This window comes from Flavobacterium sp. ASV13 (assembly GCF_000745775.1).
GTDB lineage: Bacteria > Bacteroidota > Bacteroidia > Flavobacteriales > Flavobacteriaceae > Flavobacterium.
The window spans coordinates 523,041-537,131 of sequence record NZ_JQJY01000003.1; the positions used below are offsets into that span (position 1 = coordinate 523,041).

14 protein-coding genes are annotated in these 14,091 nt (G+C 34.2%); 13 read left to right on the plus strand and 1 reads right to left on the minus strand.

The window, feature by feature from the left end; translation table 11 throughout:
* The first annotated feature begins 43 nt into the window (after positions 1-43).
* From trpD to GQ47_RS09595, 11 genes are all read left to right on the plus strand, one after another.
* A complete protein-coding gene (gene trpD / locus GQ47_RS09545; protein WP_035647645.1) occupies positions 44-1,036 on the plus strand; it encodes an anthranilate phosphoribosyltransferase in 993 nt (330 codons plus the stop codon).
* Between the two features lie 91 nt (positions 1,037-1,127).
* Positions 1,128-1,907 (plus strand): indole-3-glycerol phosphate synthase TrpC, encoded by a 780-nt coding sequence (trpC, locus tag GQ47_RS09550; RefSeq protein WP_035647646.1) that lies wholly within the window; start codon positions 1,128-1,130, stop codon positions 1,905-1,907.
* 104 nt (positions 1,908-2,011) lie between these two features.
* Entirely contained in the window at positions 2,012-2,623 is a 612-nt protein-coding gene (locus GQ47_RS09555; RefSeq protein ID WP_238567961.1) for a phosphoribosylanthranilate isomerase, read from the plus strand.
* 12 nt (positions 2,624-2,635) lie between these two features.
* Complete coding sequence (gene trpB / locus GQ47_RS09560; RefSeq protein ID WP_035647651.1) at positions 2,636-3,817, plus strand: tryptophan synthase subunit beta; 1,182 nt, start codon at positions 2,636-2,638, stop codon at positions 3,815-3,817.
* Between the two features lie 149 nt (positions 3,818-3,966).
* Positions 3,967-4,284, plus strand: coding sequence for a gamma-glutamylcyclotransferase family protein (locus tag GQ47_RS09565; protein ID WP_035647653.1), 318 nt, complete (start codon positions 3,967-3,969; stop codon positions 4,282-4,284).
* Positions 4,285-4,294: 10 nt separating this feature from the next.
* On the plus strand, positions 4,295-5,032 hold the full coding sequence (locus GQ47_RS09570; protein WP_035647655.1) for a carbon-nitrogen hydrolase family protein: 738 nt from the start codon (positions 4,295-4,297) through the stop codon (positions 5,030-5,032).
* 57 nt (positions 5,033-5,089) lie between these two features.
* Positions 5,090-5,851, plus strand: coding sequence for a tryptophan synthase subunit alpha (gene trpA, locus GQ47_RS09575; protein ID WP_035647659.1), 762 nt, complete (start codon positions 5,090-5,092; stop codon positions 5,849-5,851).
* A 293-nt stretch (positions 5,852-6,144) separates the two neighbouring features.
* The gene (locus tag GQ47_RS09580; protein WP_035647661.1) at positions 6,145-6,774 is read left to right on the plus strand and encodes a TetR/AcrR family transcriptional regulator; all 630 of its coding nucleotides are present in this window, start codon (positions 6,145-6,147) and stop codon (positions 6,772-6,774) included.
* Positions 6,764-8,083 (plus strand): TolC family protein, encoded by a 1,320-nt coding sequence (locus GQ47_RS09585; protein WP_035647663.1) that lies wholly within the window; start codon positions 6,764-6,766, stop codon positions 8,081-8,083. Before GQ47_RS09580 ends, GQ47_RS09585 begins: the two co-directional genes overlap by 11 nt.
* 12 nt (positions 8,084-8,095) lie before the next feature.
* Positions 8,096-9,175 (plus strand): HlyD family secretion protein, encoded by a 1,080-nt coding sequence (locus tag GQ47_RS09590; RefSeq protein WP_035647664.1) that lies wholly within the window; start codon positions 8,096-8,098, stop codon positions 9,173-9,175.
* Positions 9,176-9,180: 5 nt separating this feature from the next.
* Positions 9,181-10,770, plus strand: a complete 1,590-nt coding sequence (locus GQ47_RS09595) for a DHA2 family efflux MFS transporter permease subunit (protein WP_035647667.1) — start codon at positions 9,181-9,183, stop codon at positions 10,768-10,770.
* 239 nt (positions 10,771-11,009) lie between these two features.
* Here GQ47_RS09595 and yaaA read toward each other — a convergent pair whose 3' ends face one another.
* Entirely contained in the window at positions 11,010-11,768 is a 759-nt protein-coding gene (gene yaaA, locus GQ47_RS09600) for a peroxide stress protein YaaA (RefSeq protein ID WP_035647669.1), read from the minus strand.
* Between the two features lie 493 nt (positions 11,769-12,261).
* Here yaaA and GQ47_RS09605 point away from each other — a divergent pair, with 493 nt between their 5' ends.
* Both GQ47_RS09605 and GQ47_RS09610 read left to right on the plus strand, forming a co-directional pair.
* Positions 12,262-12,636: a GxxExxY protein gene (locus GQ47_RS09605; RefSeq protein WP_035647672.1), complete on the plus strand. Its 375-nt coding sequence runs from the start codon at positions 12,262-12,264 to the stop codon at positions 12,634-12,636.
* 14 nt (positions 12,637-12,650) lie between these two features.
* Positions 12,651-14,084, plus strand: coding sequence for a CCA tRNA nucleotidyltransferase (locus tag GQ47_RS09610; protein WP_035647675.1), 1,434 nt, complete (start codon positions 12,651-12,653; stop codon positions 14,082-14,084).
* Positions 14,085-14,091: the final 7 nt, after the last annotated feature.

Here is a 14,091-nt window from a genome sequence, read left to right on the forward strand (position 1 = left end):
AACTTAGAACCTTAGCAACTTAGAACCTTAGCAACTTTAAAAAATGAAAACTATATTAAATAAATTAATCAACCACGAAGTGCTTTCAAAAGAAGAAGCAAAAAACGTTTTGATTAATATTTCGAGCGGTCAATACAATCCAAGCCAGATTTCGGCATTTTTGACTGTATTTATGATGCGAAGCATTACAATTGAAGAACTTTCTGGCTTTCGCGAAGCATTGTTAGAATTGTGTATTCGTGTCGACTTATCAGCTTATAACACGATCGATTTATGCGGAACGGGTGGCGACGGAAAAGACACTTTCAATATTTCGACTTTAGCATCATTCGTTTCTGCCGGAGCCGGAATAAAAGTGGCAAAACATGGAAATTACGGCGTTTCATCGATTTCAGGATCAAGCAACGTAATGGAAAAAATGGGAATTAAATTCAGCAACGAACCTGATTTCTTAGAAAAATGTATTGATCAGGCTGGAATTTGCGTTTTACACGCTCCCCTATTTCACCCTGCAATGAAAAATGTTGGACCAATCAGAAAAGAACTGGCTGTAAAAACATTCTTCAATATGTTAGGGCCAATGGTAAATCCATCATTTCCACAAAATCAATTAGTTGGAGTTTTCAATTTAGAATTAGCGAGAATGTATGCTTATTTATATCAAAATACTGATGTGAATTTCACAATCCTGCATTCGCTTGACGGTTATGACGAAATTTCTCTAACCGGGCCAACAAAAATCATCACCAGCCATATGGAAGGAATGATAAAACCTGAAGATTTTGGCGTTCGTCTTTTATCTCAAACTGAAATTGAAGGAGGTACAACGATCGAAGAATCGGCTGAAATTTTCATGAATATCATTTCCGGAAAAGGAAATGAAGCGCAGAATAATGTTGTTTGTGCCAATGCCGCAATGGCAATCGCAACAGTTAATAAATGCTCTCCACAAGAAGGATTTGAATTGGCAAAAGAAAGTCTATTCTCTGGAAAAGGGCTTCAAGCTTTAAAAAAATTACAGGAATTAAGTAAATAAAATTTTGTTTCAAGTTTCAGGTTTCAAGTTATTTTGAACGTTCTCAACTTGAAACCTGAAACGTGAAACGTGAAACGTGAAACAAAACAACATGAATATCTTAGATAAAATAATATTAGACAAAAAACGAGAAGTAATTCTGAAGAAATCAATTATTCCGGTTTCTCAATTGGAAGCTTCTGTATTTTTTGGAAAACAGACGATTTCTCTTAGTCAGAAATTAAGAGAAAGCAATTCCGGAATTATTGCAGAACACAAACGCCGATCTCCTTCAAAATCAATTATCAACAATAATTTTACAGTTGAAGAAGTTGTAAAAGGATATGAAAATGCCGGTGCTTGCGGAATTTCTGTTTTAACAGATGGAAAATATTTTGGTGGATCTTTGGACGATTTACTTTTAGCAAGAGCTTCAGTAAATATTCCGCTTTTGCGAAAAGAATTTATTGTAGACGAATATCAGATTTTAGAAGCAAAAGCCCATGGAGCCGATTTGATTTTATTAATTGCTGCTGTTTTAACACACGACGAAATCAGATCATTATCGGAATTTGCAAAAAGTTTAGGTTTAGAAGTTCTTTTGGAAGTTCACAATCAGGAAGAATTAGAAAAATCAATTATGCCGACTTTAGACATGATTGGCGTTAACAACAGAAATTTAAAAACGTTTGAAGTAAGTCTGGATTTCAGTAAAGAACTGGCATCGCAAATCCCAAATGATTTTGTAAAAGTTTCAGAAAGCGGGATTTCATCCATCGAAGCCATTCAGGAATTGAAACCTTACGGATACAAAGGCTTCTTAATTGGAGAAAACTTCATGAAAACCGATAACGCTGGTGAAGCAGCAACAGAATTCATTAAACAGCTATAGGCTTTAAGCTGTAAGCAATAAGCCTTCTTAATATTACTAATTTAGCCTAAAGCCTAAAGCTTAAAGCTTAAAGCATCAAAAAAATGAAACTCAAAATATGCGGCATGAAATATCCAGAAAATATCCTCGAAGTAGGCGCGCTCCTACCCGATTATATGGGATTTATTTTCTGGGAAAAATCCGCTAGATATTGCAACGGGAATGTTCCCGAATTGATAAAAACAATCAAAAAAGTGGGCGTTTTTGTTAATCAAAGTCAGGAAGAAATTCTTGAAAAAGTCGAAAAATTCAATTTACAAGCCGTTCAGTTACACGGAGAAGAATCTGTTGAATTTTGTTCAGAATTAAAAGAAAAACTTCCAAAGAAAATCGAAATTATTAAAGTATTTTCGGCTGACGAAAATTTTGATTTTGAAATCATTAAACCTTTTGAAAATGTCTGCGACTATTTTCTGTTTGACACAAAAGGAAAACTTCCGGGCGGAAACGGAACAACTTTCGACTGGAGCATATTAAAAAAATACAATTCGAAAAAACCGTTTTTTTTAAGCGGCGGAATCGGAATGAACGAATTAAAAGCCATTGAGGAAATTTCGAAAACTAAATTACCTATTTATGCTGTCGATGTAAATAGCAAATTTGAAATCGAACCCGGGCTAAAAAATAAAAATCTATTAAGCAATTTCAAACGAAAATTTGATGTTGCCAACTTTTAAAATTTAAATAAAATGAGTTTTAACGTCAACGAAAAAGGATATTACGGAGAATTTGGAGGAGCTTATATTCCTGAAATGCTGTATCCAAATGTAGAAGAATTACGTCAAAAGTATTTAAGCATAATGGATGAGCCTGATTTTAAGGCGGAGTTCAACCAATTATTAAAAGATTATGTTGGACGCCCTAGTCCGCTGTATTTTGCAAAACGTTTATCTGCGAAATACAATACCAAAGTTTATCTAAAAAGAGAAGACTTAAACCATACCGGAGCGCACAAAGTAAACAATACAATAGGGCAGATTTTACTAGCGAAACGTCTTGGAAAAAAAAGAATCATTGCCGAAACCGGCGCTGGTCAGCATGGTGTTGCAACGGCAACGGTTTGTGCTTTAATGGGAATTGAGTGTATCGTTTATATGGGCGAAATCGACATTGCGCGTCAGGCACCAAACGTGGCTCGTATGAAAATGTTGGGCGCAGAAGTTCGTCCGGCACTTTCGGGTTCTCGTACTTTAAAAGATGCAACAAACGAAGCTATTCGTGACTGGATCAACAATCCGGTTGATACACATTATATTATAGGATCAGCAATTGGACCGCATCCATATCCAGATATGGTAACGCGTTTTCAGAGTATTATTTCTGAAGAAATCAAATGGCAGTTAAAAGAAAAAGAAGGACGTGAAAATCCGGATTATGTTGTAGCCTGCATTGGTGGAGGAAGTAATGCTGCTGGAACATATTATCACTTTTTGCACGAGCCGGAAGTTGGAATTATTGCCGTTGAAGCTGCCGGAAAAGGCGTTGACAGCGGACATAGTGCAGCAACAAGCAAACTAGGAAAAGTAGGTGTTATTCACGGTTGTAAAACGCTTTTAATGCAAACTCCAGACGGACAAATTACAGAACCATATTCTATTTCTGCAGGATTAGATTATCCGGGAGTTGGGCCTTTGCACGCGCATTTGGCACAAACAGGAAGAGGCGAATTTTTCTCTGTTACCGATGATGATGCGATGAATGCTGGTTTGCAACTTACAAAGTTAGAAGGAATTATTCCTGCTATTGAAAGTGCACACGCTTTTGCAGTTTTGGATCAAAAGAAATTCAAACCAACAGATGTTGTGGTAATCAGCCTTTCAGGGCGCGGCGATAAAGATTTAGATAATTATATTGACTATTTTAAATTGTAATAAAAATCGTAATTTGGGCGTTCCCTACGGTCGGGCTGTCCGCTATATTCCCGATTAACAAAAACTACGGCTAAAAAGCCTTGTTTTTCTAAATCGGGAGATACCGCTCCCATCCCTAACGCATAAAAATAACGAGAAAAATAATAATTATGGAACAGTTATTCTCATACGGAACCTTACGTTCAAAACAGATTCAAATGCAGGTTTTCAATAAAGTATTATCGGGCACTGCAGATCAATTACTGGGTTACAAATTAAAAAGCCTTCAAATTGAAGAAGAATTTGGAATGGCTGATTATGTTGTGGCAGTAGCAAGCGAAAATCCTTCTGAAATTATACACGGTATCGTTTTCAATGTTACTCTAGCAGATTTAGCCAAAGTTGATTTATTTGAATCTAACGCCTACAAAAGAGTTCAGGTAACGCTAAAATCTGGAACTGTGGCTTGGATTTACATGGAAAATTAATATTAGAGAAATGATTTTAGCTGCGGCACAAACCAAACCAAAACGCGGAGATATATCTGCCAATTTATTGAATCATTATCAGCTTATTGAATTGGCTGCTCAAAATGGCGCCAATTTGATTGCTTTTCCGGAATTGTCAATTACGGGTTACGAAAGAGAAAATTCTGCACCGCTGGCTTTTACAAAAGATGATTACAGAATTGACCATTTAAAAGAATTGGCTGTCAAAAATAATATTATCATTATTGCCGGAGCGCCTATTCAAGTTGAAAATGAAATGTTTATTGGGGAATTTGTAATTTCTCCGGATAATTCGGTTTCAATTTATACGAAGCAGTTTTTACATGAAGGCGAAGATGAATTTTTCCAATCGTCTTTCAATTATAATCCAATGATTACGATTGAAAATCAGAAAATATCATTTGCGATTTGCGCAGATATTGATAATCCGAAACATCCGGAAAATGCTAAAAACAGAGAAACAGATATTTATATTGCCAGCATTTTCTTTTCGCCAAACGGAATTCCAAATGCGTATCGAGACTTGCAAAATTATGCTAAAAAACATAAAATGAATGTTTTGATGTCGAATTTCAGCGGAGAATCCTGGGGATCGCCATCGGCAGGACAAAGCGCATTTTGGAACAATAAAGGAGAATTAATTGACCAGATGAATGATTCAGATTCCGGATTATTATTGGTTGAAAACAAAAATGATACTTGGACAAGCAAGATTATCATTAGTTAAAATAAAAAACAAATACCCAGCAAGTTTTGAAAACTTGTTAGGATAAACAATAAAACGATGAACAGAATAACTCAAAAATTACAAGAAGATAAAAAGATATTATCAATTTATTTTTCTGCAGGATATCCAAGTTTGAATGATACCGTTCAAATTATACAGGATTTAGAAAAAAACGGAGTGGATTTAATTGAAATCGGACTTCCGTTTAGTGATCCTTTGGCAGACGGGCCAACAATTCAAGCAAGTTCTACTCAGGCACTTCATAACGGAATGACAACTCAAATTCTATTTGACCAGCTGAAAAACATCCGCGAAAGCGTAAAAATTCCGTTGATTATTATGGGATATTTTAATCCGATGTTACAATATGGCGTTGAAGCTTTCTGCCAAAAATGTGCTGAAATTGGGATTGACGGTTTAATTATTCCAGATCTTCCGGTTGATGTTTATGCTGATGAATATAAAGCGATTTTCGAAAAATACGGTTTAATAAACGTGTTTTTGATTACGCCTCAAACTTCAGATGAAAGAATTCGTTTTATTGACAGCGTTTCAAACGGATTTATTTATATGGTAAGTTCTGCAAGTGTAACAGGTTCTCAAAGTGGTTTTGGAAACACTCAGGAAACGTATTTCGAAAGAATTGGAAGCATGAATTTGAAAAATCCACAAATTGTAGGTTTTGGAATTTCGAATAAAGAAACTTTCAATCAGGCTACTAAATATGCTAAAGGCGCTATTATTGGAAGTGCTTTTATCAAGCATTTGAGTGAAAGCGGAAGCGGGAAAATTGCGCAATTTGTTGGGGAAATAAGGTAATTACATCTTCTAAAAGATTCAATAAAAATCTAGTTTGTCATTCCGAGGAACGAGGAATCTCCACAAGTAGCTCTACAAAGATTGAGACTTTAGATTGCGGAGTTACTTGTGGAGATTCCTCGTTCCTCGGAATGACAAGATTGCGAAAAAAGCTGAAACACATTAGTATTTCAGCTTTTTTTTTTGCTCAAAATTATCGAAACCGTTTTATGTTAATATTGTGTTAAAATAAAATTAAACAAGTGTTTAATTTAAACAACTGTTTAATTTTGTACTCGATTAGAAACAATACCATGTCAAACATCGAATTAAACGATAAAAAAATTCAGATTCTTGAAGTAGCAGAAAGTCTTTTTTCTGAGAAGGGATTTGAGGGGACGTCCATTCGGGACATCTCAAAAGAGGCAAAAATCAACATTGCCATGGTGTCCTATTATTTTGGGTCAAAAGAACGGCTTCTGGAAGCTTTAATTCTTCATAAAACCACCGATTTAAAATTACAACTCGAAAATTTATTGCAGGAAAACATTGAACCGCTTGACAAAGTCAATAAATTAATCGAAATTTACATTAACAGAATTTGCCTTAACAAAGGCATTTACAGGGTTTTACATTTTGAATTAAACAATAAAAAAAGAGAAAAAAGCCTGAATGCTTTTACGGAACTTAAAAAAGGAAATTTAAAATCTGTTGAAAGTATTATTAAACAGGGACAAGATCAGGGCGTTTTTAGAAAAGATGTAAATATTCCGCTCATTACGCCAACGATTATTGGAACCTTTTTCCACTTTCATATGAATCGTTCTTTCTTCGAAGAATTATTGGATTTAAAAACCGAGGAAATGTTTAACAATTACATTAAAAACAATCTTACAAAGCACATTCAACAAACTATAAAAGCGCTACTTGTTTATGAAAATTAGTCAATTAATGCTCTTTGGAGTTTTCTTCATCGGAATATCTTCAATTGAAGCACAAGAAAAAACAAGTTTAACCTTGGACGAAGCCGTTAAAATGGCTTGGGAAAAAAGTAACGAAGTTACGCTTGCCAACACTAAGGTAAACACAAAAAAATACGAACTAAAAACCGTAAAAAACAATCAATATCCGGACATTAAGGTTTCTGGTCAATATCAGCGACTTACAAAAGCTTCGATTGATATGCCAAATCAGGGCGAAAGTGCTTCTTTAGCATCTCCTGACAGAGCTATGCTGGGAATGGCAAATTTAAGTCTTCCAATTTTTGCAGGTTTTAAAATTCAAAACAGCATTGATGCATACGACAACTTATATGAAGCTGAAAGTGCAAATGCTGCAAAAACAAAAGAAGACGTTGCTTTAAAAGTAATCACTTATTATACTGCATTATACAAAGCTCAAAAAACTTTAGATGTTTTAAATGAGAATCAAAAAAGTGCCAAACAACGTGTTACTGATTTTATAGAATTAGAGAAAAACGGAATTATTCCTAGAAACGATTTATTGAAAGCTCAGTTATTGGTTTCAAAAACGCAATTATCTATTGATGAAGCAAATAACAACATCAATAATATCAACTTTTATCTTACTACTTTATTAAAATTAGATCCTTCTGTAAAAATTGAGGTAAATGAGCAGGATTTCTTTAATCTGAAAACAACCAACTCAATAACATCTGATGCTCTTGCATTAGAAAGCAGAAAAGATTTAGAGGCAATAAGATTACAAGGAAAAGCTTCAGAAGCTAACGTTAAAATAGCAAAAGCGGGATATTATCCTTCACTTTCATTGCTTGGAGGTTATACAGCATTTGACCTTAAAGACATTATTACGGTAAAATATGCTATGAACTTCGGGATTGGTTTATCGTATGACTTATCTGGAATTTTGAAAAATAACGTTCATGTAAAAGAGGCAGAAAGCAGAGCTTTGGAAGTAAAAAATACTGAAGCTATTATGACGGATCGCATTAAAGTTGAAGTTCAAAAATCTATTGAAGATTATGATTTGGCAATCAACCAAAGTGTAGTTTATGAAGAAGCGCTTCAGCAGGCAGCGGAAAACTACAGATTGGTAAAAGATAAGTTTGACAACGGACTTTCAGACACTAATGATTTGGTTGAAGCTGATGTAGAACATTTAAATGCCAAAATTCAAACTGCTTTATCTAAAGCAACTATTATTCAAAAATATTACGAATTACTTTCAGTATCAGGACAATTATCACAATCATTCAATCTTTCTAAAATATAATCGATAGCTCTCATGGAAAAGAAAAAGACAAATACAAAATTCATCATCATACTTGCAGTTCTGATTTTAGGAGGCGGTAGTTACGGAATATCAAAATACTTACACGCTCAGGCACACGAAGAAACGGATGATGCTCAAATCGAGAAAAAAATGAATCCGATTATTCCTAGAGTATCAGGATATATTAGCAAAGTTTATGTGAAAGATAATGATTATGTAAAAAAAGGAGATACCTTATTTACTATCGACAAGAGAGATTATCAATTAAAAATTGATGAGGCAAATGCTGCATTATTAGGCGCTGAAGGTCAATTTGAGGCTGCTAAAGCTGATATTGGAAGTGCTTACGCAAGCATCAATGTTTCTGATGCTCAAATGAAATCTGCAAGCGGTTCTATCGAAAGTGCAAAAATCAGATTGAGACAACTTACAAACGATTATAACCGTTATAACAATTTATACAAAACACATACAATTACAAAACAGCAATATGAGCAGGCTTTAACTGCAAAAGAAGAAGCTGAAAATCAAGTACGCGTTTTAGAACAACAACAAAAAGCAACTTCTTACCAAAAATCTGTTATTCAGTCAAAATCTAAAGTTTCTGACAAACAAACAGAAGTTGCAGCTGCAAATATCAAAAAAGCACAAACAATGCTTGATGTCGCTAAATTGAATCTTACTTATACTGTTGTAACTGCAGCAATTGATGGTCAGGTTTCTAAAGTTGATATTCAGCCAGGACAATTGGTTCAGCCAGGACAATCTTTATTTTATATCATCAATAATAACGAAGCTTGGGTTGTAGCTAACTTTAAAGAAACGCAATTAAACAAAATGGTTGTGGGTCAAAAAGTAAGCTTAAAAGTTGATGCTTATCCTAATTATGAGTTTAAAGGAATTGTAACTTCTTTTTCTCCTGCTACAGGATCTCGTTTCTCTTTATTGCCTCCTGACAATGCAACAGGAAACTTCGTAAAAACAATCCAGAGATTACCAGTAAAAATTAGTTTAGATCCTTCAAACGACCCTGAAAAAGTAAAATTATTACGCCCAGGAATGAATGTTGATGTAGACGTACATTTGAAATAAAATAAATGGCAACAGCAGTACAAGCAGAAGACGATTTAGTAGAATACGGCTACAGACGTGTGATCATTACGATTACGGCAGTACTTTGTGCACTGTTGGAAATTGTAGATACAACGATTGTAAACGTAGCGCTGACAGATATGCGAGGAAGCCTTGGTGCTACCCTGACTGATGTCGCGTGGGTAATTACAGCATACGCAATTGCGAATGTTATTGTAATTCCGATGACGAGCTGGCTATCACAGCAATTTGGTAGACGTAATTATTTTGTGGCTTCTATCATATTATTTACGGTTTGTTCCTTTTTATGCGGAAACGCCAGTAATATATGGGAACTTGTAGCCTTTAGATTCTTTCAGGGAATGGGTGGAGGTGCGTTACTTGTAACTGCACAAACAATTATTACCGAAAGTTATCCGGTTGCAAAACGTGGTATGGCGCAGGCAATTTATGGAATGGGTGTAATTGTAGGTCCAACTTTAGGTCCGCCATTAGGGGGATATTTAGTAGATAATTATTCTTGGCCTTATATTTTTTACATCAACATTCCATTAGGAATTATTGCCACAATTTTAGCGCTTACTTTTGTAAGAAGTCCGAAATATGGTGAAAAACTAAAAGCAAACCAGGTTGACTGGTGGGGAATTATATTATTGAGTGCTTTTATTGGTTCATTGCAATTCGTATTAGAACACGGACAGCAAGACGATTGGTTTAATGATGGACTAATTGTAACATTAAGTGTTGTAACCGTTCTTGGATTGGTATTGTTTATTTGGAGAGAGCTTACCTACAAACATCCAATTGTAAATTTAAGTGTTTTAAAAGATGGAAATTTAAGAATTGGGACCGTTTTGTGTTTCATCCTAGGTTTCGGTTTATATGGATCAACTTTGATTATCCCAATTTACACACAGTCAATTTTAGGATGGACCGCAACTGATGCAGGTTTATTATTAATCCCAGGATCGATTACGACTGCGATCATGATGCCATTTGTAGGTAATATGATTCAGAAAGGTGTTCCGCAAGGTTATATGGTTGGAGTAGGATTTTTAATTTTCTTCTTCTTCACTTTTATGATGCAGACACGAATGACGCCCGATACAGGTGTAGAACATATGTACTGGCCGTTGATTTTAAGAGGAATTGGTTTAGGATTGCTTTTTGTTCCTATTACCACACTTTCACTTTCAACTTTAAAAGGAAAACATATTGGTGAAGGAGCAGCTTTTACCGGAATGATGAGACAATTAGGAGGTTCTTTTGGTATTGCAATTATTACCACTTTTATAACACGTTTTAGTCAGGAACACAGAGTAAATCTGATTAATAATTTGGATCCTGCAAAATTCGATGTTCAACAACGCATTTCAGGAATGCAGCATGCTTTTATGGCGAAAGGCTATAGCGCCGATGTGGCTCTTAAAAAAGCTTATCAGGCAATAGATTATTCTATCATGAAGCAAAGTACCGTAATGTCTTACATGGATATTTTCATGTATTTAGGAATTATGTTCTTATGCTGTATCCCAATCATCCTTTTTATTAAAAAAGGAAAGAACAAAATTAGTGCAGCCGACGCAATGCATTAATAATAATAATTTTATAATACGCAGAAACGCCGAATTCATCATTTAGAATTCGGCGTTTATTTTTTAGTTTAACCGCAAAGCACGCAAAGAATTTATTCTAAAAGATTAAAAAAACGCAGGTTCGCAAAGCTTTATGTAAAAACTTTGCGAACCTTGCGTAAATCATTGCGCCTTTGCGGTTAAAAACCTTAGTCCCGATAGCTATCGGGATAGCCACTTAGAACCTTAGTATCTTCAAATTACCTTGTAAAAACCAAATGATTTCCTTTTGAAAGATTTGCATCAAACTGATATCCTTCGTAATTAAAACCTTTTAAGTCATCAATTGTTTCAGCATTTGTATCGATGATATAACGAACCATCATACCTCTCGCCTTTTTCGCAAAAAAACTGATCATTTTTAGTTTTCCGTCTTTATAATCTTTAAAATCTGGGGTAATTACAGGAACTTTCAACGCTTTTACATCAACAGCAGAAAAATATTCGTTACTTGCTAAATTCACGAATAATTCGCCTTTTTTCAATTCTTTATTCAACGCTTTAGTAACCGTTGGTTTCCAGAAGTCGTGAAGGTTTTTAGATTCGGCAACTGGCATTTTAGTTCCCATTTCTAAACGGTATGCCTGCATCAAATCAAGCGGTTTTAAAAGTCCGTAAAGCCCTGACAAGATTCTTAATTTATCCTGCAAAACATCTAATTTTTCTAACGGAATTGTATAAGCATCTAAACCTGTATAAACATCACCGTCAAAAGTATAAACCGCCGGGCGCGCATTTTCAGGCGTGAAAGGCGTTTTCCAATCCTGATTTCTTTTCCAGTTTAAATCGGCTAGTTTGTCTGAAATTGACATTAATTCTGATAATTCAGCTGGCTTTTTTTGTTTAACCACTTTGTGAACTATTCTCGCTTCTTTTAAAAAAGAAGGCTCAGTATATTGAGATGTTGGTAATTCTTTTTCGAAATTCAGTGATTTCGCTGGCGATATAACAATTTTCATGTGTACGTTTTTCTATGTTTCAAAAATACAAATTGAATTTCTAAAAATGGATTATATCAATTGATTTGTTTTATGGGTGTATATTTTTTTCCGCCACGAATTCACGAATTTATTTTTTAAAATCTTTGAGAATAATTTCGAATGAATTTGTGTTATTCACTATCCTGTTTTTTTTTAAATCAATTCGTGAATTCGTGGCGGAAAATTATGTTTCAATCTATGCGCTCAATTTCTATTGATTCGTGCAATTCACCTTTAGCATTTTTTATTTTCATAAATTTCAATTGAAAAATTGTGAATTTACTCAAAAAATTAGGCCATAGATTATAAAAGGCATTTTCTATGTTGTAAATTTGCAACCATAAAATTCCAAAAACATTTTCAATACAAAAATTGAAAGTTGTATTCTAAATAATAGCCACGAATTAACGAATTAGCTTTTTAAAAAATTAATTAGAAAAATTCGTGAATTCGTGGCGGAAAAATTTAGATCATGACAAAAATATTGTATCAACAGGAAAGTTATCAGATAATGGGAATTTTATTTGATGTTCATAGAAATTTAGGTGGAGGCTTTTCTGAAATTGTATATAAAGATGCTTTAGAATACGAATTAAAGAAAGCAAATATTCCATTTGAAAGAGAAAAAGAATATTTGGTAAATTATAAAGACATAATATTAGATCACAAATTTTATGCTGATTTTGTTTTGTTTGATCAAATTATACTTGAAATAAAATCAAGCGATTATTTACATCCAAAATATATTTCACAATGTCTTAATTATCTAAAAGTTTCCAAAAATAAATTAGCTATTCTTGCAAACTTTAATTCTACCTCACTTGAACATAAACGTATTATTTTATAAAAATTAGTGAATTCGTGGCTATACAAACAAATTATAAATCTGCTTTACAAAACAAAATCTTCGATATCATTTCGAAAGCTTCTCAGGAATTAAATGTTGACTCTTATGTGATAGGAGGATTTGTTCGTGATTTGCTTTTAAACCGAGGTTCTAAAAAAGACATTGACGTTGTTGCAGTTGGAAGCGGAATCGAATTAGCTTTAAAAGTTTCTGATTTACTTCCAAACAAACCAAAAGTTCAGGTTTTTAAAACTTACGGAACTGCAATGCTTCGTTTTGAAGATACTGATATTGAATTCGTAGGCGCCCGAAAAGAATCTTATAACCGCGACAGCCGAAATCCAATTGTAGAAAACGGAACACTTCAGGATGATCAAAACCGCCGTGATTTTACTATAAATGCGTTGGCTTTATCTTTAAACGAAAATAATTTCGGAGATCTTTTAGATCCATTTGATGGTTTAGCCGATTTAGAAACCAAAACAATCAAAACGCCTTTGGATCCGGATATTACCTATTCTGACGATCCTTTGCGAATGCTTCGTGCGATTCGTTTTGCAAATCAATTGAATTTTGAAATTGAGGAGAATTCCTTAAATGCAATCACAAAAAATGCAGAACGCATCAAAATTATAACTGGCGAAAGAATTGTAGACGAATTGAATAAAATTCTTTCTACAGATAAACCTTCAATAGGATTTTTACTTTTATACAAAACCGGACTTTTAGATTTAATTTTACCTGAATTAACAGCGTTGAATCAGGTGGAAGAAATTGAAGGTCATACACATAAAAACAATTTTTACCACACTTTAGAAGTTGTCGACAACATTTGTCCAAATACTGATGATGTCTGGTTGCGCTGGTCGGCTTTATTGCATGATATTGGTAAAGCGCCAACAAAACGTTTCAATAAAAAACAAGGTTGGACTTTTCATGGACATGAGTTTCTTGGTGGAAAAATGGCCAAGAAAATCTTTGAACGTTTACATATGCCTTTGAACCACAAAATGAAATTTGTGCAAAAAATGGTCATTATGAGTTCGCGCCCAATTGTTTTGGCACAAGATATTGTGACTGACAGTGCGGTTCGTCGTTTGGTTTTTGACGCTGGCGAAGATGTAGAAAATTTAATGATTTTATGCGAAGCCGATATCACGACCAAAAATCCGGCGAAATTCAAAAAATACCATAAAAACTTCGAGCTTGTCCGCAAGAAAATTGTTGAAGTTGAAGAACGCGATCATGTTCGTAATTTTCAGCCACCAATTTCCGGCGAAGAAATTATGGAAATGTTTGATTTGAAACCTTCACGCGAAATCGGAATTTTGAAAGAAGCTGTAAAAGAGGCTATTTTAGAAGGTGATATTCCGAATGAATATCAAGCAGCTTATGATTTTGTAATTAAGAGAGCTGAAAAGTTAGGCTTAAAAAAAATAGAGAAATAAGTATTTT

Coding starts and splice junctions, on each gene's coding strand:
- trpD (WP_035647645.1), top strand. CDS start 44: ATGAAAACTATATTAAATAAATTAATCAACCACGAAGTGCTTTCAAAA.
- trpC (WP_035647646.1), top strand. CDS start 1,128: ATGAATATCTTAGATAAAATAATATTAGACAAAAAACGAGAAGTAATT.
- GQ47_RS09555 (WP_238567961.1), top strand. CDS start 2,012: ATGAAATATCCAGAAAATATCCTCGAAGTAGGCGCGCTCCTACCCGAT.
- trpB (WP_035647651.1), top strand. CDS start 2,636: ATGAGTTTTAACGTCAACGAAAAAGGATATTACGGAGAATTTGGAGGA.
- GQ47_RS09565 (WP_035647653.1), top strand. CDS start 3,967: ATGGAACAGTTATTCTCATACGGAACCTTACGTTCAAAACAGATTCAA.
- GQ47_RS09570 (WP_035647655.1), top strand. CDS start 4,295: ATGATTTTAGCTGCGGCACAAACCAAACCAAAACGCGGAGATATATCT.
- trpA (WP_035647659.1), top strand. CDS start 5,090: ATGAACAGAATAACTCAAAAATTACAAGAAGATAAAAAGATATTATCA.
- GQ47_RS09580 (WP_035647661.1), top strand. CDS start 6,145: ATGTCAAACATCGAATTAAACGATAAAAAAATTCAGATTCTTGAAGTA.
- GQ47_RS09585 (WP_035647663.1), top strand. CDS start 6,764: ATGAAAATTAGTCAATTAATGCTCTTTGGAGTTTTCTTCATCGGAATA.
- GQ47_RS09590 (WP_035647664.1), top strand. CDS start 8,096: ATGGAAAAGAAAAAGACAAATACAAAATTCATCATCATACTTGCAGTT.
- GQ47_RS09595 (WP_035647667.1), top strand. CDS start 9,181: ATGGCAACAGCAGTACAAGCAGAAGACGATTTAGTAGAATACGGCTAC.
- yaaA (WP_035647669.1), bottom strand. CDS start 11,768: ATGAAAATTGTTATATCGCCAGCGAAATCACTGAATTTCGAAAAAGAA.
- GQ47_RS09605 (WP_035647672.1), top strand. CDS start 12,262: ATGACAAAAATATTGTATCAACAGGAAAGTTATCAGATAATGGGAATT.